This is a genomic window from Stenotrophomonas sp. CC22-02, from assembly GCF_004365115.1.
Classification (GTDB): Bacteria; Pseudomonadota; Gammaproteobacteria; order Xanthomonadales; family Xanthomonadaceae; genus Stenotrophomonas; species Stenotrophomonas forensis.
On the sequence record NZ_SOCO01000001.1, the window covers coordinates 3,589,262 to 3,613,570 of the forward strand.

Annotated in this window: 28 protein-coding genes and 2 tRNA genes; 9 read left to right on the top strand and 21 right to left on the bottom strand. The window is 67.1% G+C overall.

Annotated features, from left to right (window positions below; translation table 11 throughout):
* Positions 1 to 12 precede the first annotated feature (12 nt).
* The 4 genes from nudC to N440_RS16420 form a co-directional block, all read right to left on the bottom strand.
* A complete protein-coding gene (gene nudC, locus N440_RS16405; protein ID WP_133935755.1) occupies positions 13 to 918 on the bottom strand; it encodes an NAD(+) diphosphatase in 906 nt (301 codons plus the stop codon).
* Positions 919 to 1,037: 119 nt separating this feature from the next.
* Positions 1,038 to 1,430, bottom strand: a complete 393-nt coding sequence (gene erpA / locus N440_RS16410; RefSeq protein ID WP_049456218.1) for an iron-sulfur cluster insertion protein ErpA — start codon at positions 1,428 to 1,430, stop codon at positions 1,038 to 1,040.
* Between the two features lie 31 nt (positions 1,431 to 1,461).
* Positions 1,462 to 1,926: a polymer-forming cytoskeletal protein gene (locus N440_RS16415; RefSeq protein ID WP_008268410.1), complete on the bottom strand. Its 465-nt coding sequence runs from the start codon at positions 1,924 to 1,926 to the stop codon at positions 1,462 to 1,464.
* 4 nt (positions 1,927 to 1,930) lie between these two features.
* A complete protein-coding gene (locus N440_RS16420; RefSeq protein ID WP_049456220.1) occupies positions 1,931 to 2,674 on the bottom strand; it encodes a DUF6776 family protein in 744 nt (247 codons plus the stop codon).
* A 179-nt stretch (positions 2,675 to 2,853) separates the two neighbouring features.
* Here N440_RS16420 and N440_RS16425 point away from each other — a divergent pair, with 179 nt between their 5' ends.
* Genes N440_RS16425 through N440_RS16435 form a run of 3 tightly spaced genes read left to right on the top strand, consistent with a single transcriptional unit; the run spans position 2,854 to position 7,605 of the window.
* Complete coding sequence (locus tag N440_RS16425; protein ID WP_008268141.1) at positions 2,854 to 3,471, top strand: DUF4126 domain-containing protein; 618 nt, start codon at positions 2,854 to 2,856, stop codon at positions 3,469 to 3,471.
* Between the two features lie 44 nt (positions 3,472 to 3,515).
* On the top strand, positions 3,516 to 5,402 hold the full coding sequence (locus N440_RS16430) for an EAL domain-containing protein (protein ID WP_006473693.1): 1,887 nt from the start codon (positions 3,516 to 3,518) through the stop codon (positions 5,400 to 5,402).
* 1 nt (position 5,403) lies between these two features.
* On the top strand, positions 5,404 to 7,605 hold the full coding sequence (locus tag N440_RS16435; RefSeq protein ID WP_133935756.1) for an ATP-binding protein: 2,202 nt from the start codon (positions 5,404 to 5,406) through the stop codon (positions 7,603 to 7,605).
* A gap of 23 nt (positions 7,606 to 7,628) precedes the next feature.
* Here the strand turns inward: N440_RS16435 and bfr are convergent, their stop codons facing one another.
* From bfr to N440_RS16450, 3 genes are all read right to left on the bottom strand, one after another.
* Positions 7,629 to 8,099, bottom strand: a complete 471-nt coding sequence (gene bfr, locus N440_RS16440; RefSeq protein ID WP_005419804.1) for a bacterioferritin — start codon at positions 8,097 to 8,099, stop codon at positions 7,629 to 7,631.
* 143 nt (positions 8,100 to 8,242) lie between these two features.
* Positions 8,243 to 8,452 (bottom strand): bacterioferritin-associated ferredoxin, encoded by a 210-nt coding sequence (locus tag N440_RS16445; RefSeq protein WP_006473776.1) that lies wholly within the window; start codon positions 8,450 to 8,452, stop codon positions 8,243 to 8,245.
* A 108-nt stretch (positions 8,453 to 8,560) separates the two neighbouring features.
* Complete coding sequence (locus N440_RS16450; RefSeq protein ID WP_008265361.1) at positions 8,561 to 9,181, bottom strand: RNA pyrophosphohydrolase; 621 nt, start codon at positions 9,179 to 9,181, stop codon at positions 8,561 to 8,563.
* Between the two features lie 120 nt (positions 9,182 to 9,301).
* On the opposite strand from N440_RS16450, the gene N440_RS16455 reads away from it, so the two are divergent.
* Positions 9,302 to 9,378: transfer RNA gene (locus tag N440_RS16455), tRNA-Met, on the top strand.
* Between the two features lie 55 nt (positions 9,379 to 9,433).
* Positions 9,434 to 9,508, top strand: a tRNA-Gln gene (locus N440_RS16460).
* Between the two features lie 278 nt (positions 9,509 to 9,786).
* Here N440_RS16460 and rpsI read toward each other — a convergent pair.
* Positions 9,787 to 10,179, bottom strand: coding sequence for a 30S ribosomal protein S9 (rpsI, locus tag N440_RS16465; protein WP_005411311.1), 393 nt, complete (start codon positions 10,177 to 10,179; stop codon positions 9,787 to 9,789).
* A 2-nt stretch (positions 10,180 to 10,181) separates the two neighbouring features.
* Entirely contained in the window at positions 10,182 to 10,610 is a 429-nt protein-coding gene (gene rplM, locus N440_RS16470; RefSeq protein WP_005414692.1) for a 50S ribosomal protein L13, read from the bottom strand.
* Between the two features lie 197 nt (positions 10,611 to 10,807).
* On the opposite strand from rplM, the gene coq7 reads away from it, so the two are divergent.
* Positions 10,808 to 11,452, top strand: coding sequence for a 2-polyprenyl-3-methyl-6-methoxy-1,4-benzoquinone monooxygenase (coq7, locus tag N440_RS16475; protein WP_133935757.1), 645 nt, complete (start codon positions 10,808 to 10,810; stop codon positions 11,450 to 11,452).
* A gap of 93 nt (positions 11,453 to 11,545) precedes the next feature.
* On the opposite strand, the gene sugE is transcribed toward coq7, so the two are convergent.
* Complete coding sequence (gene sugE / locus N440_RS16480) at positions 11,546 to 11,866, bottom strand: quaternary ammonium compound efflux SMR transporter SugE (RefSeq protein ID WP_005411314.1); 321 nt, start codon at positions 11,864 to 11,866, stop codon at positions 11,546 to 11,548.
* A 170-nt stretch (positions 11,867 to 12,036) separates the two neighbouring features.
* Entirely contained in the window at positions 12,037 to 12,831 is a 795-nt protein-coding gene (gene speD / locus N440_RS16485; RefSeq protein ID WP_006473908.1) for an adenosylmethionine decarboxylase, read from the bottom strand.
* Between the two features lie 149 nt (positions 12,832 to 12,980).
* Here speD and crp point away from each other — a divergent pair, with 149 nt between their 5' ends.
* Positions 12,981 to 13,670, top strand: a complete 690-nt coding sequence (crp, locus tag N440_RS16490) for a cAMP-activated global transcriptional regulator CRP (protein WP_010482649.1) — start codon at positions 12,981 to 12,983, stop codon at positions 13,668 to 13,670.
* A 62-nt stretch (positions 13,671 to 13,732) separates the two neighbouring features.
* Entirely contained in the window at positions 13,733 to 14,494 is a 762-nt protein-coding gene (locus N440_RS16495) for a sulfite exporter TauE/SafE family protein (RefSeq protein WP_014038735.1), read from the top strand.
* Between the two features lie 123 nt (positions 14,495 to 14,617).
* Here the strand turns inward: N440_RS16495 and N440_RS16500 are convergent, their stop codons facing one another.
* From N440_RS16500 to N440_RS16545, 10 genes are all read right to left on the bottom strand, one after another.
* On the bottom strand, positions 14,618 to 15,334 hold the full coding sequence (locus N440_RS16500; RefSeq protein WP_008267607.1) for a haloacid dehalogenase-like hydrolase: 717 nt from the start codon (positions 15,332 to 15,334) through the stop codon (positions 14,618 to 14,620).
* Entirely contained in the window at positions 15,331 to 16,125 is a 795-nt protein-coding gene (gene trpC, locus N440_RS16505) for an indole-3-glycerol phosphate synthase TrpC (protein WP_014038737.1), read from the bottom strand. Before trpC ends, N440_RS16500 begins: the two co-directional genes overlap by 4 nt.
* A 74-nt stretch (positions 16,126 to 16,199) precedes the next feature.
* Entirely contained in the window at positions 16,200 to 17,231 is a 1,032-nt protein-coding gene (trpD, locus tag N440_RS16510; RefSeq protein ID WP_133935758.1) for an anthranilate phosphoribosyltransferase, read from the bottom strand.
* A gap of 16 nt (positions 17,232 to 17,247) precedes the next feature.
* A complete protein-coding gene (locus tag N440_RS16515; protein WP_008267909.1) occupies positions 17,248 to 17,835 on the bottom strand; it encodes an aminodeoxychorismate/anthranilate synthase component II in 588 nt (195 codons plus the stop codon).
* 2 nt (positions 17,836 to 17,837) lie between these two features.
* The gene (locus N440_RS16520; RefSeq protein ID WP_049456228.1) at positions 17,838 to 18,617 is read right to left on the bottom strand and encodes an SIMPL domain-containing protein; all 780 of its coding nucleotides are present in this window, start codon (positions 18,615 to 18,617) and stop codon (positions 17,838 to 17,840) included.
* Between the two features lie 67 nt (positions 18,618 to 18,684).
* Positions 18,685 to 20,160, bottom strand: coding sequence for an anthranilate synthase component I (gene trpE, locus N440_RS16525; protein WP_133935759.1), 1,476 nt, complete (start codon positions 20,158 to 20,160; stop codon positions 18,685 to 18,687).
* A gap of 196 nt (positions 20,161 to 20,356) precedes the next feature.
* Entirely contained in the window at positions 20,357 to 21,310 is a 954-nt protein-coding gene (gene yegS / locus N440_RS16530; RefSeq protein ID WP_133935760.1) for a lipid kinase YegS, read from the bottom strand.
* A gap of 268 nt (positions 21,311 to 21,578) precedes the next feature.
* A complete protein-coding gene (locus N440_RS16535; protein WP_133935761.1) occupies positions 21,579 to 22,061 on the bottom strand; it encodes a GNAT family N-acetyltransferase in 483 nt (160 codons plus the stop codon).
* Between the two features lie 60 nt (positions 22,062 to 22,121).
* On the bottom strand, positions 22,122 to 22,796 hold the full coding sequence (rpe, locus tag N440_RS16540; protein ID WP_032127160.1) for a ribulose-phosphate 3-epimerase: 675 nt from the start codon (positions 22,794 to 22,796) through the stop codon (positions 22,122 to 22,124).
* A gap of 29 nt (positions 22,797 to 22,825) precedes the next feature.
* The gene (locus N440_RS16545) at positions 22,826 to 23,155 is read right to left on the bottom strand and encodes a DnaJ domain-containing protein (RefSeq protein WP_005411327.1); all 330 of its coding nucleotides are present in this window, start codon (positions 23,153 to 23,155) and stop codon (positions 22,826 to 22,828) included.
* A gap of 144 nt (positions 23,156 to 23,299) precedes the next feature.
* Here N440_RS16545 and N440_RS16550 point away from each other — a divergent pair, with 144 nt between their 5' ends.
* Positions 23,300 to 24,226 carry a phosphoribosylaminoimidazolesuccinocarboxamide synthase gene (locus N440_RS16550; protein WP_166671567.1) on the top strand — a complete coding sequence of 309 codons (927 nt, stop codon included), beginning with the start codon at positions 23,300 to 23,302 and terminating at the stop codon, positions 24,224 to 24,226.
* Positions 24,227 to 24,309: the final 83 nt, after the last annotated feature.

Sequence of the window (24,309 nt, forward strand, 5' to 3'; positions counted from 1 at the left end):
GCTTGGCCCGCTTCAGCCCTTCTGCTGGCGGTACCAGTGCTCGATCAGGCCCCGCGAAATCGAGATCGGCGGCGACACGCGGATGCCCTGGCCATCGTCCTCGACATCGCGTGCCAGCGCCGCGCCAACTTCGTCGGCACTGAACCAGCGCGCATCTTCCAGCTCACCGTCCACGCTCGGCAGATCATCCTGCGCCTGCGCACGGAAACCGATCATCAGCGCCCCCGGGAACGGCCAGGGCTGCGAGCCGAGGTACTGGCAGGCGGTCACCCGCACCTTGCTCTCCTCGTGCACCTCGCGCACCACGGTCTGCTCGAAGGTCTCGCCCGGTTCGACGAAGCCGGCCAGCACCGAGTAGCGGCGCGGCGCCCAGTTCGACTGCCGCCCGAGCAACAGCCGGCCCTGGTTCTCCACCGCCACGATCACCGCCGGATCCACCCGCGGGTAATGCTCGGTGGAGCACTGCGCGCAGCGGCCGACGAAGCCGCCACGGGCGAACGCCACGGCACCGCCGCACACGCCGCAGAAGCGGGTACGCGAGTGCCAGTAGGACATGCCGCGGGCATAGCTGAAGGCGGTCGCATCGGCCATCGACCACAGCAGCGCGGCCTGGCGCAGGTCGAGACGGCGTGGTGCGGTGATGGTCACGCTGGCGGCTTCAACTGAAAACCATGCCTGATCACCACGCAGGCCGAGGAAGATCGCGGCACCGGGGCCACCGCCGATGTCGGCGCCGGTCAGCGCCAGTGGCTGATCGTCATCGCCGGTGAAGGCGCTGCCGTCCTGATCAAGCACGAGGATGCGCGCGCCCGGCCACAGGCGCGCCAGTGCATCGGCATCGTCGCGCAGGGCATCGGCGCGCTCCAGCGGTTCGCCCACGAAGGCATAACCGGAAAGCGGCGAAGAAGTATTGGGCATCCGGCAAGCGTGCCGCCAATCGATGCGGGTGGCAAGCCGCGGGCTTTGCGGAAACCAGCGGTGTGTGTGGAGCTTGCTCCACACACCTTGTCGCGCAGGGGGCAGGCCCCGCGCCCTGCCTACATGCTGAAGCTGCTGCCGCAGCCGCAGGTGGTCTTCGCGTTCGGGTTGCGGATCACGAACTGGGCCCCGGTCAGGCTTTCGGTGTAGTCCACCTCGGCACCCATCAGGTACTGCAGGCTCAGCGGGTCGACCAGCAGGGTCACCCCGCTGGTCTGCACCGCCAGATCGTCCTCGGCACGGTTCTCGTCGAACTCGAAGCCATACTGGAAGCCCGAACAGCCGCCACCTTCGATGTACACGCGCAGGGCCAGGTCGGGGTTGCCCTCTTCCTGGATCAGGGATCTGACCTTGGCGGCCGCCGACTCGGTGAAGTTCAGCGGTCGCTCCAGCGACTGGTAATCGGGCGCGGCGGCCGGGGTGGCGCCGGGCAGGGAGACTAGCGTGCTCATGCCGTCAGCATGGGGGTGCCGAGGAGGGCTTTCAAGCCATCGCCTCGGCCAGCTTGCGACGCGCGGCGGTGTCGCCCTTGCCGCCATTGGCGTCGTCGGCCTCCGGGGCCGGCAGGGCCGCCATCGGGGCGCTGGCATGGATCAGGCGGCCGTTCAGCTGGGCGCCCGCATTCATCTCCACCACCTGGTAATGGACATTGCCATTGACCCGTGCGCTCGGGGTCAGTTCGACCTTCTCGGTGGCGTGCACGTCACCGTCCAGGCGGCCGCTGATGACCACCACCTGGGCACGGATCTCGCCCTCGATCACGCCATGCTCGGCGACCGTCAGGGTGGCACCGCTGGCGCCCTCGGCGGCAATCACCTTGCCGTGGATGCGGCCTTCCACGTACAGGCCACCACTGAATTCCACATCACCGCGGATCACCACCTGGTTGCCGATCAGGGCATCCACCACCAGCTGGCCATCACGGTTGGATTTGCTGTTTCCGAACATCTGCCTACTCCCCTTTGCTGGCCGGCGCGCCGGCCTGTTTCCAGTCGAATACCTGGGTGGTACCCCCCGTACCACTCCCCAATGTCACCCGCACGCGTTGCGGGGTGAAGTCAGCCGGCAGCATCACGCTGCCGGTGATCTGCTGGAAGTACCGGAACGAGTAATCCTGTCCCGGTACCTTGCTGCGCTGGTGCAGATCATCCCAGCTGATCGTGGCCAGCTTGCCGTTCTTCACGCCTTCCACGGTGAAACGCATCTGCCCCTGGCTGATGGCACCGCGGTTGAGGTTCTGGGTCAGCACGGCGGTGTACTGCCAGGTGCCGGCCGCTTCCGGGCTGAACTCGATCGAATGGGTATTCAGGCCCTTGCGCTGGCTGGTTGAACCGACCAGCCGCTCATAGAAGGCGACGTCGGCGCGCAGGCCGGCGATTTCCTCATCGCGCTCGGCCAGCGAGGACTGCACCTCGGTGTTGGCGGCGCGGCTGATGCGGTCGGAGGCTTCCAGCGTGGCCTGCTTCTGGCGGAGCTCGGTCAGCTGCGCCTGCAGCGTCTCGGCGTGCTTCTCGGCAGCCTGCAGGCGCTGGCCCTGCGCATCGCGCGGGGTGGCCATCCAGCAGCCGCCAAGCACCGCCAGCACCAGGCTGAGCAGCCAGATGCCGCCGAGCACCAGCAGGCGGCGACGATCGACCGGCGGTTGCGGCGCGCCGGGCAGGCGAACCTGCACGCGCATGGGAGGGCGGTTGTTCATGGGTGGTTTCCGGGGCATCGCAAGAGCGACACCGGTACGGCCCCTGTGGCAAACGACGGGCTAGTGTATGACAGGACGGGTGGGTTTCCTGCGCAGTGGCCGGCCGCGGTCTGTGGCGTTCAGGCACGCCATCGCCGATAGTGAGGCCCCCCGCACAGTTCCGTCGCCGGAGCATCGCCATGACCGAAGCCCACCTGTTCGTGATCGGCATCCTGCTGGCCTGGTTGGCCGGCATCCGCGTCTATCTCACCGTGTTCGGCGTCGGGCTGGCCGGCCTGCTCGGCTGGGTCGACCTGCCACCCGCGCTGCAGGCCACCGAATCGTGGTGGGTGCTGGGCACCTCGGCGGCGCTGGCAGTGACCGAATTCTTCGCCGACAAGATCCCCGGCGTGGACTCGGTGTGGGATCTGGTGCAAACCCTGGCACGCGTGCCCGCCGGTGCCTTCCTTGCCGCCGCCACGTTGTCGCCGGACGGCCAGCTGGGGACCGGCGCACTCGCCGCCGGTGCCGGTGTCGCGCTGGCCAGCCATGGCCTGAAGGCCGGCACCCGCGCCCTGCTCAATACCTCACCGGAACCGGCCAGCAACTGGGTGGCCTCCGCCGCCGAAGACACCGTGGTGATCGGCGGCCTGGCGCTGGCCCTGGCCCATCCCTGGATCGCGCTGGTGGTGGTGCTGGCCTGCAGCCTCGCTGGCGCGCTGCTGGTCTGGCTGGTCTGGCGCACCTTGTGGAAAGGCGTGCGTTGGCTGGCACGCGGCGCGGCGACGGACAGCCCGCGGCAGCCCGGCACCGGTTGATCGCCGGGCTTGCCGCATAATGAAGGCGAACACCAGGAGCACCGATGGCCGCAATCGAATCCCCCGCGGGCGCCCGCCCGGGACGCGCTGAAACCCCTCCGGCCGATCATTGGCAACGCTGGGCCGTCGAGGCGGTCACCCACGCTCCCGCCGCACCGGCAGCGGTCACGGCACAGGGCGGCACGGCCGATGCGCCATCGATCAACAGCGCGCCGCCACCGCTTCCCGGTCCTTCAGCGCTGGCAGAAGCCGGCAACAACGACCAGGCGCCGCCGGCGTCCGATTCGCCCTATCGCGTGCTGATCGTCGAGGACGATCGCGCCCAGGCCCTGTTCGCGCAGAGCGTGCTGCACGGTGCCGGCATGCAGGCGATCGTGCACAGCGATGCCGACGGCGCGCTGCAGGCGATCAAGGACCACCGCCCGGACCTGATCCTGATGGACCTGCACCTGCCCGGGCTGGACGGCATGCGCCTGACCGCGCTGATCCGCCAGCAACCCGGCCTGCAGCTGCTGCCGATCGTATTCCTCAGCGGCGACCCGGATCCGGAGCGCCAGTTCGAAGTGCTCGACAGCGGCGCCGATGACTACCTGAGCAAGCCGATCCGCCCGCGCCACCTGATCGCCGCCGTGGCCAACCGCATCCGGCGCGCGCGTGCGCAGGCCGCGACCCTGCCTGGAGCCTCCGGTGCACCGGCCACCAGCAATCCGGAAACCGGCCTGCCGACACGGCACCACGTACTGCAGCAGCTCAACGCCGCGCTTGCCCACCGCGATCCGGGTGGCGTGCTGTTCGTCGAAGTCTCCAGCGCGCTGGGCCTGCGCGAGCGCTATGGCTATGCCGCCTTCGAGCGCCTGATGGTGCAGGCCGGCCAGCGCCTGGCCGAGGCCGGCCACCCGCACCTGCTGGCACGCCTGAACGACAACAGCTTCCTGCTGCTGGCGCGCACCGCCGATGAAGACAGCCTGGAAGGCATCGCCGCAGCCCTGCGCGAACAGCTGTCGGCGCGCGCGTTCGTGATCCGCGATGACGAATCCGTGCACCTGCGCGGCGTGGTCGGCTATGCCCCGCTGTCCTCAGGTTTCGACGACGCCAACAGTGCCCTGGAAGCCGTCGAACGCACCACCCTGCAGGCGCGCCTGCTGAGCGCCGGCGTGGCCGGCCACGTACACCGCGAGGCGATCAGCGAACAGGAGCACCTGGCGCTGCTGGAGGGCCAGCTGGAGCTGGCCTACCAGCCGATCGTCGCCGTCGCCGGCGGCAACACCGCGCAGTACCAGCTGCTGCTGCGCCTGCGCCAGGCCGATGGCACGGTGCTGGCGGCCGGCCAGGTGATTCCTGCAGCGGAAGCCGCCGGGCGCATCGCCGACCTCGACCAGCAGGTGATGGACCACGCGCTGGGCCTGCTGGACCTGTACCGGCACGCGACCCAGCCGCTGAACCTGTTCGTCTCGCAGTCGCTGCGTACCCTGCAGCGCGATGCCTTCGCCGACTGGCTGCTGGAGTCGCTGCACCAGCGCGACCTGCCCGGCAGCGCGCTGGTCATCGATGTGCGCCTGCCCGACGCACTGATCCACACCGTGCCGCTGCTGCAGTTCTGCCAGCGCATGGCCGGTGCCGGCGTGCGTTTCTGCCTCAGCCAGTTCGAACCGGGTGGCGAAGCCGATGCGTTGCTGACCCACCTCCCGCTGTCGTTCGTGCGCATGGCAGCACGCTTCTCCAGCAGCCACGCCAACCCTGCCACCCGCGAGGAACTGCGCAGGGCGATCGAGCAGGCCCATGCAGCCGGGCTGCAGATCATCGGCCAGCAGATCGAAGATCCGCAGGCGGCGGCCGCGATGTGGGTGGGCGGCGTCGACTACATCCAGGGCAACATGGTGCAGTCGGCCGGCAGCGACCTGAACTTCGACTTCCACAACGCGGTGCTCTGACGTGCCGCTGTGGGGCGTGCTGTTGGTTGCCCTTGGTGCGGCCGCCATCGCACTGCTGCTGTTGGGCCTGCGCCTGCGTGCGCGCAACCTTGCGCTGGCCCAGCTGCAGCGCGGGCACAGCGCTCTGGCCGCCGAACGCGACCAGCTGCGCCGCACCACCGAACGCCAGGGCCAACTGGAGCAGCAGCTGCTGCAGGCCAAGCAGGCCGCCGAGGCCGCGGTGCTGGCCAAGGGCGAGTTCCTGGCCACGATGAGCCACGAGATCCGCACCCCGCTCAACGGCATCCTGCCGATGCTGGAGCTGATCGCGCGTGGACCGCTCGGCGAAGACCAGCGACAGATGCTGGCCACCGCCTCGGCCAGTTCACAGCAGCTGCTGCGCATCGTCGACGACATCCTCGACTATTCACGGCTGGAAGCGCAGGCGCTGGAACTGGAGATCACCAGCTTCAACCTGCGTGACCTGCTCGATGGCGTGGTCCAGCTGATGCAGCGCGCCGCCGACGCCAAAGGCCTGTCGCTGGCGCTGCAGCTGGACCCAGCAGTGCGCCTGCCGGTACGCGGCGACCCGGTACGCCTGCGCCAGGTGTTGAGCAACCTGCTGGCCAACGCGATCAAGTTCACGGCACGCGGCCAGGTGCTGCTGCGGGTACAGCGGCTGGGCGAAGGCCCAGCGCAGCACCAGCTGCGCTTCGAGATCATCGACACCGGCATCGGCATCGACGAGGTGCTGCAGGCGCGGTTGTTCCAGTCCTTCAGCCAGGCCGACGCCTCCACCACCCGCCTCTACGGGGGTACCGGCCTGGGCCTGGCCATCTGCAAGCGCATCATCGACCTGATGCAGGGCCGCATCGGCGTGCAGTCCACGCCCGGCCAGGGCGCCACGTTCTGGTTCGAGATTCCGCTGCTGAAAGTACCCGGCGACCTGCCGGCCATGGCAGGTCCGCCCGCTGCACTGCTGCTGTGCAGCGCCGATGCGATCCTGCAGGCGCGCGTCGAACGCATCGCTGCCTACCATGGGCTGCAGGTGCAGGTGCTGGCACAGCCCGGCGCGGTGGTCGAGCGCCTGCGCGCGCCGCCACGCCCCGGGCAGCCGGCGCCGGCCTGGCTGCTGGTCGACGCGCATGCGCGCCGGGCGGGTGAAGCCACGCTGCAGCAGGCCCTGGCCGAACGGGGCGAGGAAGACATGCTGCAGGTGCTGTGGCTGCAGGACGACGCCGTTGCGGCGCGCCCGCGTCAGCAGCGGCTGCCCGCACGTTTCGATGATGCCGCCCTGCATGCGCTGCTGGCGGTGCCGGTCGCGCACGCGCGACCCGCCGCATTGCTGGCCAATGCTGAAGACGGATTGCCCGCGCCGACGTTGCCGCCGTTGCACCTGCGCGTGCTGCTGGTGGAAGACAACACAGTCAACCGGATGGTGGCCGAGCAGCTGCTGCGCGTGTTCCAGTGCGAGGTGCGCAACGCCGCCGATGGCGAGCAGGCATTGCTCGCCCTGCGCGAAGGCGGCGTGGATGTGGTGTTGATGGACTGCCAGATGCCGGTGCTGGATGGCTACGCCGCCACCCGTCATTGGCGCGCCGAGGAAACGCAATCCGGGCAGCTGCGGCTGCCGATCATCGCGATGACGGCCAATGCGATGGCCGGTGACCGCGAACGTTGCCTGCAGGCCGGCATGGACGACTACCTGTCCAAGCCGATCGCACGCGCCACGCTGCATGCGCTGTTGAAACGCTGGGGACAGCGATCGGGCAATGCGGCAGCGTCGAACCCGCCCGGCGGCGATGCGCCCGCCATCGGTCGAATCCTGCCGGCCGAGCATGGCGCGGCCCTGCCAGGTACGAAGAGCCAGGCGGTCCCGCAGCCGGTGCTGGATCGCGATGTACTGGACGAACTGCACGCGGTGATCGGCGAGAGCGCCAGCCAGATCGTCTCGGTGTTCCTGGACGATGCTCCGGCAATGGTGCAGCAACTGCAGCAGGCCGCGCAGAATGGCGACGCGCCGCGCATGCAGGCGATCGCGCACAGCCTCAAGTCATCGAGTGCGAACGTCGGCGCGTTGTCGCTGTCTGCGGTCGCGCAGCGGATCGAGCATGAAGCCCGCAGTGACAGCCTGCAGCGCCCTGCCGTGGCAGTGGCGCTGCTGGTGGCCGAATTCGCCCGCGCGCGCGTCGCGCTGACGGGTTACCTGGCGCAGCATCGGTAGCGTCGAGCAAGCTCGACGCTACGTCACTCTTCCAGCTTGCTCAGCAGGTACTTCGGCTCGCCGATGCGCTCGATCAGGTCCAGCTGGGTTTCCAGCCAGTCGATGTGCTCTTCTTCCGAGTCGAGGATCTTCACGAACAACTGGCGGCTGACGTAGTCGCCGACCGAATCGGAATAGGCCACGGCCTCGCGCAGGGTGACCACGCCGTCGCGTTCCAGCGACAGGTCGCACTGCAGGATCTCGGTCGGGTTCTCGCCGATGCGCAGCTTGCCCAGCGCCTGGAAGTTCGGCAGGCCTTCGAGGAACAGGATGCGGTCGGCGAGCATGTCGGCATGCTTCATCTCGTCGATCGATTCCTTGTACTCGTGTTCGGCCAGCTCCTTGATGCCCCAGTTCTTCAGCATCTTGGCGTGCAGGAAGTACTGGTTGATCGCGGTCAGCTCGTTGTAGAGGACCTTGTTGAGGAATTCGATGACCTTGGTGTCGCCCTTCATGGGGATGCTCCTGCACGCTGAAAACGCAGGCACTTTAGCGCCTTGCGCAGCCTCGTGAAGGAACGCGAATCGTGCGCATTGGCCTGTGCGGCCAGCAGTGAAGGATGCGAAAGCGCGGCGTCAACGCGCCGCGAAAGAAACGGTCAGGCGACCTGTGCCAGGCCCAATACCGGCAGCGGCAGATCGTGGGTGGCGCGAGCCTTGGCCAACAGCTCGCCGGCCATGTCCAGGCAGGAACCGCAGGTGGCACCACAGCCGGTACGCATGGTCAGTTCGGCCACCGTGCTGACGCCATTGCCGGCGGCTTCGCGGATCTGGTGGTCGGTGACTCCGTTGCAGATGCAGACGTACACGGGCGGGAACCGGGCTGACAGGCCAGAAGCGGCCTGTTGGCTATTCCAATGGAAACGAGAATGGTTGTCAATCAGAGACCTGAACCATTCTCGATACCGTTCAGCCCGTCAGCTGGCCGGGCCGTCGCCCTGCGCCTTCTTCGGCCAGTAGCCGCGGGTCCGCGGGCGCTTGCGGGGACGCTCGTGCCCGGCCGTGTGGCCTGGCATCCACGCCTCGGCGGCGCTCTTGGGCATGGCGGTGACGCCCTGCCCCGCCACGCCGCGCGCCAACGGCGCCAGGTGTCGCAGGGCACGCGCATAGACGCCGCGTTTGAACATCACCACATGCTCCACCGGGTACCAGAAGTCCACCCAGCGCCAATGGTCGAACTCGGGCGAGTCGGTGTGGTCCAGCTTCACATGGGATTCGTCGCCGGTCAGGCGCAGCAGGAACCAGACCTGCTTCTGGCCGATGCAGACCTGCCGCTCGTTGCGGCGGATGGCCCGGGCCGGCAGCTTGTAGCGCAGCCAGCCGGGTGTCGCCCCGAGCACTTCCACATGCTCAGGCAGCAGGCCGGTCTCTTCCTGCAGTTCACGATACATGGCCTCGACAGGCGTCTCGTCGGTGTTCATGCCACCCTGCGGGAACTGCCAGCCGTCCCGGCGCACACGTCGTGCCCAGAACACCTGACCATCCTGCCGCATCAGCACGATGCCGACGTTCGGTCGATAGCCGTCCGGATCGATCACGATGCGGACTCCTAAAAAATCTACTGGCCGGGACTATCCCATGCCCTCTGCCGCCCCACAAGCACGATACAAAAGTGTTGACAGGGGCGATACACATCCGCAGAATAGCGGGCTCACCAAGGCTATGTAGCTCAGCCGGTTAGAGCACAGCACTCATAATGCTGGGGTCGGTGGTTCGAGTCCACCCATAGCCACCACACTGAAAATCAAGTTGTTTTTCAGTGTGAAAAGTGAGAAAATAGTTTCACGTTTTGCCCCGTCGCCAAGCGGTAAGGCACCTGACTCTGACTCAGGCATTCGGTGGTTCGAATCCATCCGGGGCAGCCAAACAAAAAAGAAAAAAGCCTGATCGAAAGATCAGGCTTTTTTCTTTTTTGTTTGGTCACGCATCCCACCTTATCCCCGCGCCTGTCGGCGCGCCCCCTTGAACAACGGGCTCTCCTCCAGACAGAAACCGGGGTCAGGTATGCAGACTTGGAGTAGTGCCCGCCGCTGGCCGGCAACCTCGAAATGTTCAGCCCTGAAACGACAAAAGCCCGGCCGAAGCCGGGCTTTTGCTTTTCCAGCCAGCGGGCTCCCGAGGGAGCCCAACCAGGCGCGGTGAATCAGCGCTTGGAGAACTGGGTGGCGCGGCGGGCCTTGTGCAGACCGACCTTCTTACGCTCGACTTCACGGGCGTCACGGGTCATGAAGCCGGCCTTGCGCAGCTCGGACTTCAGGGTTTCGTCGTACTCGACCAGAGCACGGGCGATGCCCAGACGGATCGCACCGGCCTGGCCGGTGGTGCCGCCGCCAGCGGCGGTGACCAGGATGTCGAAGCTTTCGGTGTTCTTGGTCAGCTCGAGCGGCTGGCGCACGATCATGCGCGCGGTCTCACGACCGAAGAACTCGTCCAGCGGACGGCCATTGACGGTGATGTTGCCCGAACCCTTGCGCAGGAACACGCGAGCGGTGGAGGACTTGCGGCGGCCAGTGCCGTAGTTTTGAGTGATAGCCATGATTAGATATCCAGAACCTGCGGCTGCTGTGCGGCGTGCGGATGCTCAGTGCCGGCGTAGACCTTGAGCTTGCGGTACATCTGGCGACCCAGCGGACCCTTCGGCAGCATGCCCTTCACGGCGATCTCGATCACGCGCTCCGGGTGGCGCTCCAGCGCCTGGGCCAGGGATTCGGTCTTCAGGTTGCCGATGTAACCGGTGAAACGGTGATACATCTTGTCCTGCAGCTTCTTGCCGGTGACGGCAATCTTTTCTGCATTGATGACGACCAGGTAGTCGCCGGTATCAACGTGCGGGGTGTAGACCGGCTTGTGCTTGCCACGCAGACGGCGGGCCAGCTCGGTGGCGAGACGGCCCAGGGTCTTGCCCTCGGCGTCGACGAGGTACCAGTCGCGCTGGACGGTCTCGTTCTTGGCAGTGAAAGTGCTCATGAAGAACTCTAGGTTAGGTCGGGCTCATTGCGGCGAAAGGCTCGCCGGAACTCTGCCACGCGTTGTGAAAAGGTGAAGCGTAAGAGGCGGGATTGTACGCACCCTGGCCGCCGGGCGCAAGTCGCCCCTGCCCCCGGGTTGGCAGGGCGGCAGGGCCGGGCGAGAATCGGGCCCTCCCCCGCCCCACCCGTACCGCCATGACCGCACTCCGCCAGACCACCCCGCTGGACCACCTGCTGACCGAGGCGCAGCGCGCCCTGGACACGGTGTTCGGCAACCCGCCGGCGGCCCGCCCCTACCCGGCTGCGGACACCGACGAGCCGGGCATGGACAGCACCGAGCGCCGCCACGCGGCGGGCCTGATGCGGATCAACCACGTCGGCGAGGTCTGCGCGCAGGGCCTGTATTTCGGCCAGGCGGCGGTGGCCCGCGACCCGGCCACGCGTGAACACCTGCTGGAAGCCGCCCAGGAAGAGACCGACCACCTGGCCTGGTGCGCCACCCGACTGGGCGAGCTGGACAGCCGTCCCAGCCTGTTCAACCCGCTGTGGTACGCCGGCAGCTACACCATCGGCACCCTGGCCGGGCTGCGCGGCGACGGCTGGAACCTGGGCTTCGTGGTCGAAACCGAGCGCCAGGTCGAGGCCCATCTGGACGAGCACCTGGTCGATCTGCCGGCCGGTGACCTGCGCAGCCGCGCCGTCATCCAGGTGATGAAGGACGACGAAGCCCGCCATGCGGAACACGCCGAACAGGCCGGCGCCCGCCGCCTGCCGTTCCCGATTCCGGGAGCGATGGCACTGGCCTCCAAGGTCATGAAGACCATCGCCTACCGCATTTGAACGGGGCGCCCCCACCAACGGTGGGGGCCTACCCAAGGCACGGTGGGGCCCGATGGTGGGGCCCGACCGTTGGTCGGGCCGTCGGGCCGCCTTTCAGTTGGGCGAGACCAGCTTCAGGCCGATCACCCCGGCCACGATCAGGCCGACGCAGGCCAGGCGGGCCGGCGATGCGCTGTCGTTGAACAGGTAGATGCCCAGCACCGCCACGCCCATGGCGCCGATGCCGGTCCAGATCGCGTAGGCCGTGCCGACCGGGATGCTCTTCATCGCCTGGCTCATCAGGTACAGGCTGATCAGCGCCGACACCACCGTGGCAGCGGTGGGCAGGGGTTTGCTGAAACCTTCGGAGTACTTCATTCCAAGGGCGAAACCGATCTCGAACAGGCCGGCCAGCAGCAGGTAGATCCAGGGCATGGGTGGGGGCTCCTTACCTTTTTTGAAAAAAACGAAACGGCCCGGTGTTTTCACACCGGGCCGTAGGTCGGTACATCACCGTGGAGCCATGACGCTTGCGCAGTACAGGGGCTCCACAGGGCGGGTCGTCCCGCCTGGGCGGCGATGCCTGCGGGCATCGCGCATGGGGCTTACTCGGACAGGTTGCGGCCGTGGAACAGCTCTTCGATCTCGCGCTTGAGCAGCGCTTCGATCTTCATGCGTTCCTTGAACGACAGGTTCTTGGCCTTTTCCTCGAACAGGTACTGGTCCAGGTCGAAGTCCTTCAGGTGCATCTTGGTGTGGAAGATGTTTTCCTGGTAGACATTGACGTCGAACATCTCGTAGCGCGACTTGATGTTCTTGGCCAGGAAGTTCTGGATCGAGTTGATCTTGTGGTCGATGTAGTGCTTCTTGCCCTTCACATCGCGGGTGAAGCCACGGACGCGGTAGTCCATGATCACGATGTCCGACTCAAGGCTTTCGATCAGGTAGTTCAGGGCCTTCAGCGGGGAAATGACACCACAGGTGGCCACGTCGATGTCCGCGCGGAACGTCGCGATACCTTCCTGCGGATGGGTTTCCGGGTAGGTATGGACGGTGATGTGGCTCTTGTCCATGTGCGCGACCACAGCGTCGGAGATCAGCTCCTTGCCGGCCTGCTTCTTGTCGATCACCGGCTCTTCGGAGATCAGGATGGTCACCGAGGCACCCTGCGGGTCGTAGTCCTGGCGGGCCACGTTCAGGATGTTGGCGCCGATGATCTCGGCGACATCGGTCAAGATTTGAGTCAGCCTGTCGGCGTTGTACTCTTCATCGATGTATTCAATGTAACGCTGACGCTCCTCTTCGGTGCGCGCGTAACACACGTCATAGATGTTGAAGCTCAGCGCCTTGGTGAGGTTGTTGAAACCCTGCAGCCTCAGGCGAGGCAACGGCTTGACCACGGCGGTCGATTCCTGTGTAAGAAGGGAAAGGGGGAATTATGGGGCAAACTGCCCCCGGGGGGAACGTGAAGACGCAAGAGTTCTGGCACACTGTTTGCCCTTAACAATTGCGCTGGTTAAGCTCCGCTATCGACCCCGTGAATCCGTTCATGCGCAGAGGGAGCGCCCCTATCGTGTCAACCGTGCGCCTAGCTAGCAGTCCACTGGCCCTGGATATCGCCACCATCGATCGTTTCCTGGCGCACAGCCACAGGCGGCGATATCCCACCCGTACCGACGTCTTCCGACCCGGTGACCCGGCGGGAACCCTGTATTACGTCATCAGCGGCTCGGTCTCGATCATGGCCGAGGAAGATGACGATCGCGAGCTTGTGCTGGGCTACTTCGGTGCCGGCGAGTTCGTGGGCGAGATGGGCCTGTTCGTCGAATCGGACCGCCGCGAGGTGATCCTGCGGACCCGTACCGCCTGCGAACTGGCCGAGATCAGCTACGAACGCCTGCACCAGCTGTTCCTCGGCCCGCTGTCGGCCGACGCCCCGCGCCTGCTGTATGCGCTGGGCCAGCAGATCTCCAAGCGCCTGCTCGACACCAGCCGCAAGGCCAGCCGCCTGGCATTCCTGGACGTTACCGACCGGATCGTGCGCACCCTGCACGACCTGGCGCAGGAGCCGGAGGCGATGAGCCATCCGCAGGGCAGCCAGCTGCGCGTCTCGCGCCAGGAACTGGCGCGCCTGGTCGGCTGCTCGCGCGAGATGGCCGGCCGCGTGCTGAAGAAGCTGCAGACCGACGGCCTGCTGCATGCACGCGGCAAGACCGTGGTGCTGTACGGCACCCGTTGACCGTTGAGCACCCGGTGGGTGCGGACCTTGGTCCGCACTCCGTTGCGCGCTAGGCTCGGTGCATGGAACTGAGCAGCGCATTCTGGTGGTTCATCCTCATCGGCCTCGGCGCACAGCTGGTCGACGGCGCACTGGGCATGGCGTTTGGGCTGGTGTCGTCGTCGGTGATGCTGGCCATGGGCATTCCGCCCGCGCAGGCCAGCGCCGCCATCCACACCGCCGAGGTCTTCACCACTGGCGCCTCTGGCGTGTCGCATCTGGTCGCCGGCAATGTCGATAAGCGCTTGTTCCTGCGCCTGGCGCTGCCCGGCGCGGTAGGCGGCGCAGTCGGTGCCTACGGGCTGACCCAGTTGCCCGGCGAGGTGATCCGCCCGCTCATCTATCTCTACCTGCTGGTGCTGGCCATCATCATCCTGGCCCGTGCCGCGGGCCGCCTGATGCCCAAGGGCGAGGTCAAGCGGGTACCCGTGCTGGGCTTCGTGGCTGGCTTCCTGGATGCCAGCGGCGGTGGCGGCTGGGGACCGGTAGCCACCTCCACCCTGCTCGCCCGTGGCGGCCAGGCGCGCACCACCATCGGCACGGTGAACGCCGCCGAGTTCGTGGTCACCCTGACGGTTTCAGCAACGTTCCTGCTGTCGATGGGCCTGCATCACCTTCAGATCGTGGCCGGCCTGCTGATCGGCGGGATGATGGCTGCCCCGGTGGCCGCACTGCTGGTCAAGCGCCTGAAGGAGCGCTGGGTGCTGGTGGCCGTCGGCGTGCTGGTGCTGGGCATCAGCCTGTTCCAGATCGGCCACGCGCTGACCGGCTACCTGGCGCGCTGAGCGCTCGCCGGGCATGGCCCTGCGATGCATGCACGGCGTTCGGTAGTGCCGGCCGCTGGCCGGCAACCTCATGATCTGCGGAGGGGCGTGCCAGGTTGCCGGCCAGCGGCCGGCACTACCGTATTACGCCTTGTCACCGCCGCGGTCGACGCAGCCCCAGTTGAGGATGCGGGTGCCGGCCGGCAGCACGCGGCGGAAGAAGTCCACCTTGCCCGGCTTCGGGTTCACCACCACCGGCGCCCTGGCGGCCAGCAGCAGCGGCAGGTCGGCAGTGCTGTCGGAATAGGCAATGTCGATATCGCCATAGCCGCGCTCGCGCAGCATGCGCATCTTCTCTTCGTTGTGGCAGTGACGGGTCGGGCCGACGCCGCCCAGTCGCGGACCGACCTCGGTGCCGATCACCGGCACGTCCTGGTGGGCGACGAAGGCCAGGATCGCGCGCGCCAGCTCTGGGGGCGCGCCGGTGGCGACCACGACGCGATCGCCCTTGGCGCGATGCGCCGCAAAGACGTCCAGCGCCTGCGGCAGCAGCTTGGCGCGCATCTGCGCCTCATTGCGCAGCACGTAGGCGTCAATCACCTTGTTGAAGTCGCGCGCGCGATGCAGGCCGAAGCTGCCGATCCATACATAGACCGAAATGCCGGCACGACGGGTCGGCAGCATTGCCACCATCGGCCCGGCGATCGGCGTGACCAGCAGCGCGGCCAGCATGCGCAGCGGATTGCGCTTGATCAGCGAGGCGAACAGGTGGGTGCCCGAATCGCCGTCGTAGAGGGTGTGGTCGAAGTCGAAGACCACCAGCGGCGCATCCCCGCGCGGCGTTGGATAGTGCGTTGTCATGCCGCGAAGAATAGCTGACGCAGGCCCTCGCCCGGCTCTTCCACGCGCATGAAGGCCTCGCCGACCAGGAACGCGTGGATGCCGGCGTCACGCATCAGCGCCACGTCCTGCGGGCCGAGGATGCCGCTCTCGGTCACCAGCAGGCGGTCGCGCGGCACGGCGTTCTGCATGTCCAGCGTGGTCTGCAGCGAGACCTCGAAGGTGCGCAGGTTGCGGTTGTTGATGCCGATCATCGGCGCCGGCACCTGCAGCGCGCGCTCCAGTTCGTCGATGTCGTGCACTTCCACCAGCACGTCCATGCCCAGCGACAGCGCCAGTTCGGACAGGGTGGCCAGCTGGGTATCGTCCAACGCGGCGACGATCAGCAGGATGCAGTCGGCGCCCAGCACGCGCGCCTCGTACACCTGGTAGGCGTCGATCACGAAGTCCTTGCGCAGCACCGGCAGCGTGCAGGCCTCTCGGGCCTGCTGCAGGTAGGCGTCGGCGCCCTGGAAGAAATCGACGTCGGTCAGCACCGACAGGCAGCTGGCACCGCCGAACTCGTAGCTGACGGCGATGTCGGCCGGGCGGAAGTCCGGGCGGATCACGCCCTTGGACGGGCTGGCCTTCTTCACCTCGGCGATCACCGCCGGGTCGCCGTTGGCCACCGCGGCCTGCAGCGCGCGCACGAAGCCACGTACCGGCGGGGCGCTGGCCAGGGCGGCCTGCAGCTCCTCGAGCGGGCGCTGGGCGCGGCGCTGGGCCACTTCTTCGGCCTTGCGGGCCAGGATCGTCTGCAGGATGTCGCTCATCGTCGTCGGTTCAATGCGGGGGCGGTGAGGACGGCCATTATCGGCCATCGCGGGGATCAGGCTGAACCGCGCACTCAGGCAACCAGCGCGCGGGTGGTGTCAACGTACTGCTGCAGGCGCTGGCGGGCGCTGCCGTTGGCGATGGCGGCACGGGCGCGGGCCAGGCCGTCGCCGATGTCGCTGGCCACGCCGGCCACGTACAGGGCGGCACCGGCGTTCAGGGCAACAATGTCCAGTGCCGGGCCCGGGGTGTTGTCCAGTACCGCGCGCAGCATCGCGATGGACTGCTCCGGGCTGTCCACGCGCAGGTTGCGGCTGGCCGACATGGCGATGCCGAAGTCCTCCGGGTGGATCTCGTACTCGCGCACCTTGCCGTCGCGCAGCTCGCCGACCAGGGTGCCGGCACCCAGCGAGATTTCGTCCATGTTGTCGCGGCCCCAGACCACCATGGCGCGCTCGGTGCCCAGCTCGCGCAGCACGCGCGCCTGGATGCCCACCAGATCAGGATGGAACACGCCCATCAGCACCGACGGTGCGCTGGCCGGGTTGGTCAGCGGGCCGAGGATGTTGAAGATGGTGCGCACGCCCATCTCGCGGCGGACCGGCGCGACGACCTTCATCGACGGATGATGGATCGGCGCGAACATGAAGCCGATGCCGGTCTTCTCGATCGCGGCGGCCACCTGCGCCGGCTGCAGTTCGATGGCCGCGCCCAGCGCTTCCACCGCATCGGCACTGCCGGACTTGGACGACACGCTGCGGTTGCCGTGCTTGGCCACGCGCGCACCGGCGGCGGCGGCGACGAACATCGCGCAGGTGGAGATGTTGAAGGTGTGCGAGCCATCGCCACCGGTGCCGACGATGTCGACCAGGTGGGTGGGGTCGGCCACCGGCACCGCCAGCGCGAACTCGCGCATCACGGTGGCCGCTGCGGCGATCTCGTCGATGGTTTCCTTCTTCACCCGCAGGCCGGTGAGGATCGCAGCGGTCATCATCGGCGAGACGTCGCCGCGCATGATCTGCCGCATCAGGTCGACCATTTCGTCGAAGAAGATTTCGCGGTGTTCGATGGTGCGTTGCAGGGCTTCCTGGGGGGAGAAGCTCATGGGAATGCTCCTTGGATCAGGCCGCCGGGCGCTGCAGGAAATTGCGCAGCAGGGCGTGGCCGTGTTCGGTGAGGATGGATTCGGGATGGAACTGCACGCCTTCCACCGGGAACTGGCGGTGGCGCAGGCCCATGATCTCTTCGATCGAGCCGTCGTCGTTCTCGGTCCAGGCGGTCACTTCCAGGCAGTCCGGCAAGCGGTTCTTGTCCACCACCAGCGAGTGGTAGCGGGTGGCCTGGTAGCGGTCCGGCAGGCCGGCGAACACGCCCTTGCCCTGGTGGCGGATCGGCGAGGTCTTGCCGTGCATGATGTTGCCGGCGCGGATGACCGTACCGCCGTAGACCTGGCCGATGCCCTGGTGGCCCAGGCACACGCCGAGGATCGGCGTGGTCGGGCCCAGGCGCTCGATCAGTTCCAGCGACACGCCCGCTTCGTTGGGCGTGCACGGGCCAGGCGAGATGACGATGCGCTCGGGTTTCTGCGCGGCAATCTCATCCACGCTCATCGCATCGTTGCGCACCACCTTCACTTCGGCGCCCAGCGTCTGCAGGTACTGCACGAGGTTGTAGGTGAAGCTGTCGTAGTTGTCGATCATCCACAACATGGTCAGGTTCCGTCGCTTATCAGGAAAATGGCGTACACGTTTTCGGTGTAGGTGATGGGGCCGGCTTCAATTGATTCCGGCGCACCGGGCGCAGGTGCCGAGGCCGGTGCGTAGCTGCCGGTCACCGAGACACGGTCGAGATACTCGCCATCCTCGCCCGGCTGCGGCCATTGCCCGGCCTGGATGCCATAGGCAAAGTTCGGCGCCACATCGGAGATGCTGTACAGGCCGCGCAGCCTGGTGCCGTAGGCCTTGGCCAGGCCCTGCGCGGACTCGCGCGTCTGCGCCGCCGCCTCGCCCTTGAGCTCGCGCCGCAGCGCTACTTCGCCCGAGTAGGTCGGGGCCACGCTGCTGACCTGCACGTTTTCGTTGGCCTTCAGCGCGCCCAGCACGTCCTGCATCGCCTTCACGCTGGCGAAGCTGGCACGCAGCTGGCGCGACACGCGCGTGCCCATGAACACCTGCCGGCTCTGTTCATAGCGCGTCGCAGGACCAATGCGCAGGTTGTCCGCACGCACGCTGCCGTCCACCGCCTTGTACTGCTTGAACAGCCCCAGCACGCGGGCGACGTTGTCCTGCACGCGGCGCCGCGCCGCATCGGCGTCCATGTCGGTCTCTTCGATGTTCAGCTGCAGGCCGAACCGGTCCGGCATCACCACACGGCGCGCCTCGCCCTTCACCAGCAGATGCGGCTGCGAGGGAATGGTGTTGGCCTGCGCCCACGCAGACGGGGCCATCGTGGCCAGCAGTGACGACCACAGCAATGCGCTCAGCAGCTTCATGCGGTACTCCTTGTCTTGACGGGGAACAGCGAAGAGTGCCGCGGCGCAGGCCACGGCACGGGAAGGCTCACAGGCCCCTGGCGGCCTGGGCGACGGCGCGGAACAGCGCGCGGCCCTTGTTCATCGTCTCGTCCCATTCCTTGTCCGGGTCCGAGTCGTAGACGATGCCGGCGCCGGCCTGCACGTACAGGCGGCCGTCCTTGATCACCGCGGTGCGGATCGCAATCGCGGTATCGGCATCGCCATGCCAGCCGATGTAGCCGATGCTGCCGGCGTAGACATTGCGCTTGATCGGTTCCAGCTCGCGGATCACTTCCAGCGCACGGATCTTCGGCGCGCCGCTGACCGTACCGGCCGGGAAGGTGGCGCGCAGCACGTCGGCATAGCTCAGGCCCGGCTGCAGCTGCCCGGTCACTTCGCTGACGATGTGCATGACGTGGCTGTAGCGCTCGATCACGAACTGCTCGCCCACTTCCACGGTACCGGCCTTGGATACGCGACCAGCATCGTTGCGGCCGAGGTCGATCAGCATCAGGTGCTCGGCGCGCTCCTTCGGGTCGGCCAGCAGCTCGGCCTCCAGCGCCAGGTCCTGCTCGACGGTGGCGCCGCGCGGACGGGTACCGGCGATCGGGCGCACGGTGACTTCGCCGTCCTGAAGGCGTACCAGGATTTCCGGCGAAGAACCGACCACCTGCAGGTCGCCGACATCGAGGAAATACATGTACGGCGAAGGATTCAGTGCACGCAGCGCACGGTACACATCCACCGGGCGCGCCTTGAACGGCACGCTCAAGCGCTGGCTGAGCACTACCTGGAAGATGTCACCGGCGCGGATGTATTCCTTGCTGCGCTGGACCGCATCGACGAAGCCTTCGCGGGTGAACCCGGAGACGAAATCGGATTCGTCCAGCACGTCGCTGTTGAGCGGCGCCGGATAGCCGGCACCCGGCGCGCGCAGCTTGGCGGTCAGTGCATCCAAACGGGCCTGGGCCTGCTCGAAGGCGCCGTCGACACGCGGGTCGGCATGCACGATCAGGTACAGCCGGCCCTTGAGGTTGTCGAACACCGCCAGCTCGTTGGAATCGAGCAGCAGGATGTCCGGGGTGCCCAGCTCATCGCGGCCGGCCGGCGGTGCCAGGCGCGGTTCGATGTAGCCGATGCACTCGAAGCCGAACCAGCCGACCAGGCCACCGGTGAAGCCCGGCAGGCCGTCCAGCTTGGGCACCGAGTGGGCGCTGCGCAGCGCCTCGACCTCGGCGAAGGGGTCGGCCACTTCGCGGGTTTCCACCACCTGGCCGTCCTCGCGCACGGTCAGCGTGTGGCCGTGGAAGGCGTACACGCGGCGCGCCGGCAGGCCGATGATCGAGTAACGACCAGAGCGCTCGCCGCCTTCGACGGATTCAAACAGGTAGGTATTGGGGCCGTCGGCGAGCTTCAGATAGACCGAAAGCGGCGTGTCCAGGTCGGACAGCACTTCGCGGACAACGGGAATGTGGGTGTGGCCTTCAGCGGCCTGCAGCTGAAACTGAGCGTGCGAGTTCAAGACGACTTTCCTTCCGGGACACAGCGTTATGGGGGCGGACGACGGCAACGGGCCACCATCGCCACCAACGGCGTGCGGAAGAAAGGGTATGCGGGGTCGTCAGGCTGGACACCCCTTGACTGTATCGCAGCATGGGCGGGAGGGGAACCCTGTGAACCTGAATCACGGCGAGTCCGGGGCGGCCAGGGAGACCGCGCTACGGCCCACCGTTGATGCCGGAGACTCCAACCAGCAACGGGCAGCCGGCCGGCAGATGCATCCGCACCCTGCCCGGCACGCACTCGATGCGGAACTGGCGGGCCTCCACCGGTTCGCCATCCAGATTGAGCGTCAACGGGCGCTCGGATGCGATCTGCAGCCACGGCAATCGCGCGCGCGTAGCCAGCTGTTCCAGCGCGGCCTGGGTGCCCGACTTCAGCATCTGGCCCAGCGTGGCGGTCACCTCGCCTTCCAGCTCCGGCAGCACCGTTACATCCAGCAGCCCATCGTCGATCAGTGCCTGCGGGCACAGCTGCTGGCCGCCACCGGCCTGGCGACCGTTGCCGATGCCCAGTGCGATGAAATCGCCTTCCCAGGCGAAATCGGGGCCCGACAGGCGCGCACTGATCAGCTCGATCCGCCCCAGTTTGGCAATGCCGGTGATCACGTAGGCCAGCCCACCCAGCATTTTCTTCAGGCCAGCATCGGTTTCGACAGTGACCTGCGTACCGAAGCCCCCGCTGGCGAGATTGGCGCACCACCAGGGCGTGCCATCAGCGTCCACGCGCAGCAGGTCGATGGCGTGCGGCTGCGCCTGCCCGATCAGCGCGAAGGCGTCCTTCGGTTCGGTCGGAATGCCGGCCGAGGTAGCGAAATCGTTGGCCGTCCCCATCGGAATCAGCGCCAGCGAGGGCAGCGCATCGGCAGGCTCCTCGCGATGCGCCAGCGTTTCCGCCACTGCGCTGAGCGTGCCGTCACCCCCAGCGGCAACGATCACGTCCACGCCGTGGTCGATCGCTTCGGCCACGTAGCGTTCGGCATCCCCCTCTTCCCAGGTCACCCGCACGTCCAGCTGCACGCCCTGTCCGCGCCAATGGCCGACGGCGTCGCGCAGCGCGTCGTTGCCCGCGGATTTTCCGTTGAGGATCAGGCGCCAGCGCGGGATGGCCATGCAGTGCTTCCGGTGCGGGGGTGGCACAGGCTAGCAATGCGCTGTTTGTCCGCAGTGAATGTCACGCAGATGTCATTCAGCTACCGGAGAATGGAAGGCCATAGCAGGGACGATGGATGGAGGCAGGATCAGCCTCCCACGCATGCAGCAGGGCCACGCCAGTGATTGGCGTGGCTTTTTTTTGCAGTTCACAGGAAGTGCGAACCAAGGTTCGCACCCACCGGGTTGCGGTTCGCACCCACCCAACTGGGGTTTGCCCCCACGAGCCTCAGCCGTTGGCGAAATCGTGTAGCGCCTGGCCCTGCAGCCGGTACACGGTCCACTCGTCCTGCGGCTTCGCACCGGCGGCGGTGTAGAACTCGATGGCCGGGGTGTTCCAGTCCAGCACCGACCATTCGAAGCGGCCGCAGCCTTCGGCCACGGCCTGGCGCGCGATGTACTTCAGCAGCGCCTTGCCCGCGCCTGCGCCGCGCTTTTCCTGGCTGACGTACAGGTCTTCCAGGTAGATGCCCTTGCGGCCCAGCCAGGTCGAGTAGTTGTAGAAATACACCGCATAGCCGATGGCCTCGCCGTCGGCTTCGCAGATCAGCGCGCGCGCCGTGGCGTCGGCACCGAACAGGCTCTCGGCGATGCCGATCTCGTCGGTCTGCACCGACTGCTCGGCCTTCTCGTAGATGGCCAGCTCGCGGATGAAATGCAGGATCAGGCCGGCATCGGCCACACTGGCCGGGCGGATGTTCAACAGTGCCATGAGCAGAGAAAAGGGGACGGAGGGAATTAAACGAGCTTAATCCCCTCCGTCCCCTTTTTGTCAGCGCGCTGCGGCGACATTCGCGCGCATCTGCGCGATCACGTCCTGGTAGCTGGTCTTCGCGTTGAAGATGGCCGAGCCGGCCACGAAGGTGTCGGCGCCGGCGGCGGCGATCTCGCCGATGTTGTCGGCCTTCACGCCACCGTCGATCTCCAGGCGGATGTCCTTGCCGCTGGCGTCGATCATCTTGCGCACCACGCGCAGCTTGTCCAGCGCCGAGGGAATGAAGGCCTGGCCGCCGAAGCCCGGGTTGACCGACATCAGCAGCACCAGGTCCAGGTCATCCAGCACCCAGTCGAGGATGTCCACCGGGGTGGCCGGATTGAGCACGATGCCCGGCTTGCAGCCCAGCGAGCGGATCAGCTGGATGGTGCGATGCACGTGGCGGCTGGCCTCCGGATGGAAGCTGATGTAGGTGGCACCGGCCTCGGCGAAATCCGGAATGATGCGGTCCACCGGCTCGACCATCAGGTGCACGTCGATCGGCGCGGTCACGCCGTGCTTGCGCAGGGCCTGGCAGACCATCGGGCCGATGGTCAGGTTCGGCACGTAGTGGTTGTCCATCACGTCGAAGTGGACCCAGTCCGCGCCGGCGGCGAGGACGTTGTCGACTTCCTCGCCGAGGCGGGCGAAGTTGGCGGACAGGATGGACGGGGCGATGAGGCAGTTGGACATGGCCGGGCCTTGCAACGAGGGGAAAGGGGTCAACGCTTGCGCAGGGTCTTGATGCGGTCGTAGGCGGCATTGATCCGCCGCGACTTCTGCTCGGCCTGCTGCTGCAGCTCGGGGGCGGCGCCGCCAAGCTTGTCGGGGTGGTACTGGGAGATCAGCTTGCGATAGGCGCGCTCGACCTCGGCATCGGTGGCCTCCGAGGTCAGCCCCAGCTCCCGGTACGGGTTCTCCTTGTTCAGGCGGAACCAGTCCGAATCGAAGGCGTGGCCGATCAACAGGCCGACCACCGCGCCAAACAGCGGATTGGGCCGGAACAGCAGGGCGCCGGCGATGAATCCGAGCAGTTTTCCGTACCAGCGCATGGCGCTCCGGGGTAGACCGACGAAATGGACGCTCATTTTACGTCACAGCGGGCCCGGACCGCTTTACACTAGGCCGCCCGCTGGTCAGCGGGCCCGCCGGGTCCGTTGGGCAGCAGCCGTATCGACAACGCCCCAGGAGTGCCCGTGCCAACCACGCTGTTGCAATCCGATCTCCCCGGCCTGCCCTTGCGCCATCGCGGCAAGGTGCGTGATGTGTTCGATATCCCGCGCGAGCGGCTGCCAGCCGGAACCCCGCCGGGCGAGTACCTGCTGATGGTGGCCACCGATCGCCTGTCGGCGTTCGACGTGGTGCTGCCCGACCCGATCCCGGGCAAGGGCGAGATGCTCTGCCAGGTCTCCAACTTCTGGTTCGCCAAGACCGCGCATCTGATGCCCAACCACCTGACCGGCATCGACGTGGCCAGCGTGCTGCCCGAAGGCGTGGACCCGGCCCTGTATGCCAAGCGCGCGGTGGTCACCCGCAAGCTGAAGCCGGTACCGGTGGAGGCGATTGCCCGCGGCTACCTGATCGGCAGCGGCTGGAAGGACTACCAGCGCACCGGCAAGGTCAGCGGCATCGACCTGCCCGACGGCCTGCGCCAGGCCGAGCAGCTGCCCGAGCCGATCTTCACCCCCTCGACCAAGGCCGCCGTCGGCGACCATGACGAGAACATCGATTTCGATGCAATGGTGAAGCAGGTGGGTGCGGACCTGGCCGAGCGCGTGCGTGATGCCACCCTGCGCATCTACAAGTTCGCTGCCGATTATGCCCGCGAGCGCGGCATCATCCTGGCCGACACCAAGTTCGAGTTCGGCACCGATGCCGATGGCCGCCTGTACATCATGGACGAGATGCTGACGCCGGATTCCTCGCGTTACTGGCCGGCCGACGAGTACGAAGTGGGCACCAGCCCGCCGAGCTACGACAAGCAGTTCGTGCGTGATTACCTGGAGACGCTGGACTGGGGCAAGACCGCCCCGGGCCCGGGCATCCCGGCCGGGATCATCGAGCGCACCCGCGCCAAGTACGCCGAGGCGCTGCAGCGCCTGGCCGGGATCAGCGTCGACTGATCCCCCTGCGCCCCCGGCCGGCCTGGCTGGGGGCGTTCTGAATGGGGCGACCGGTTTCGCCCGGATCCGCTCAACCCCGCGCT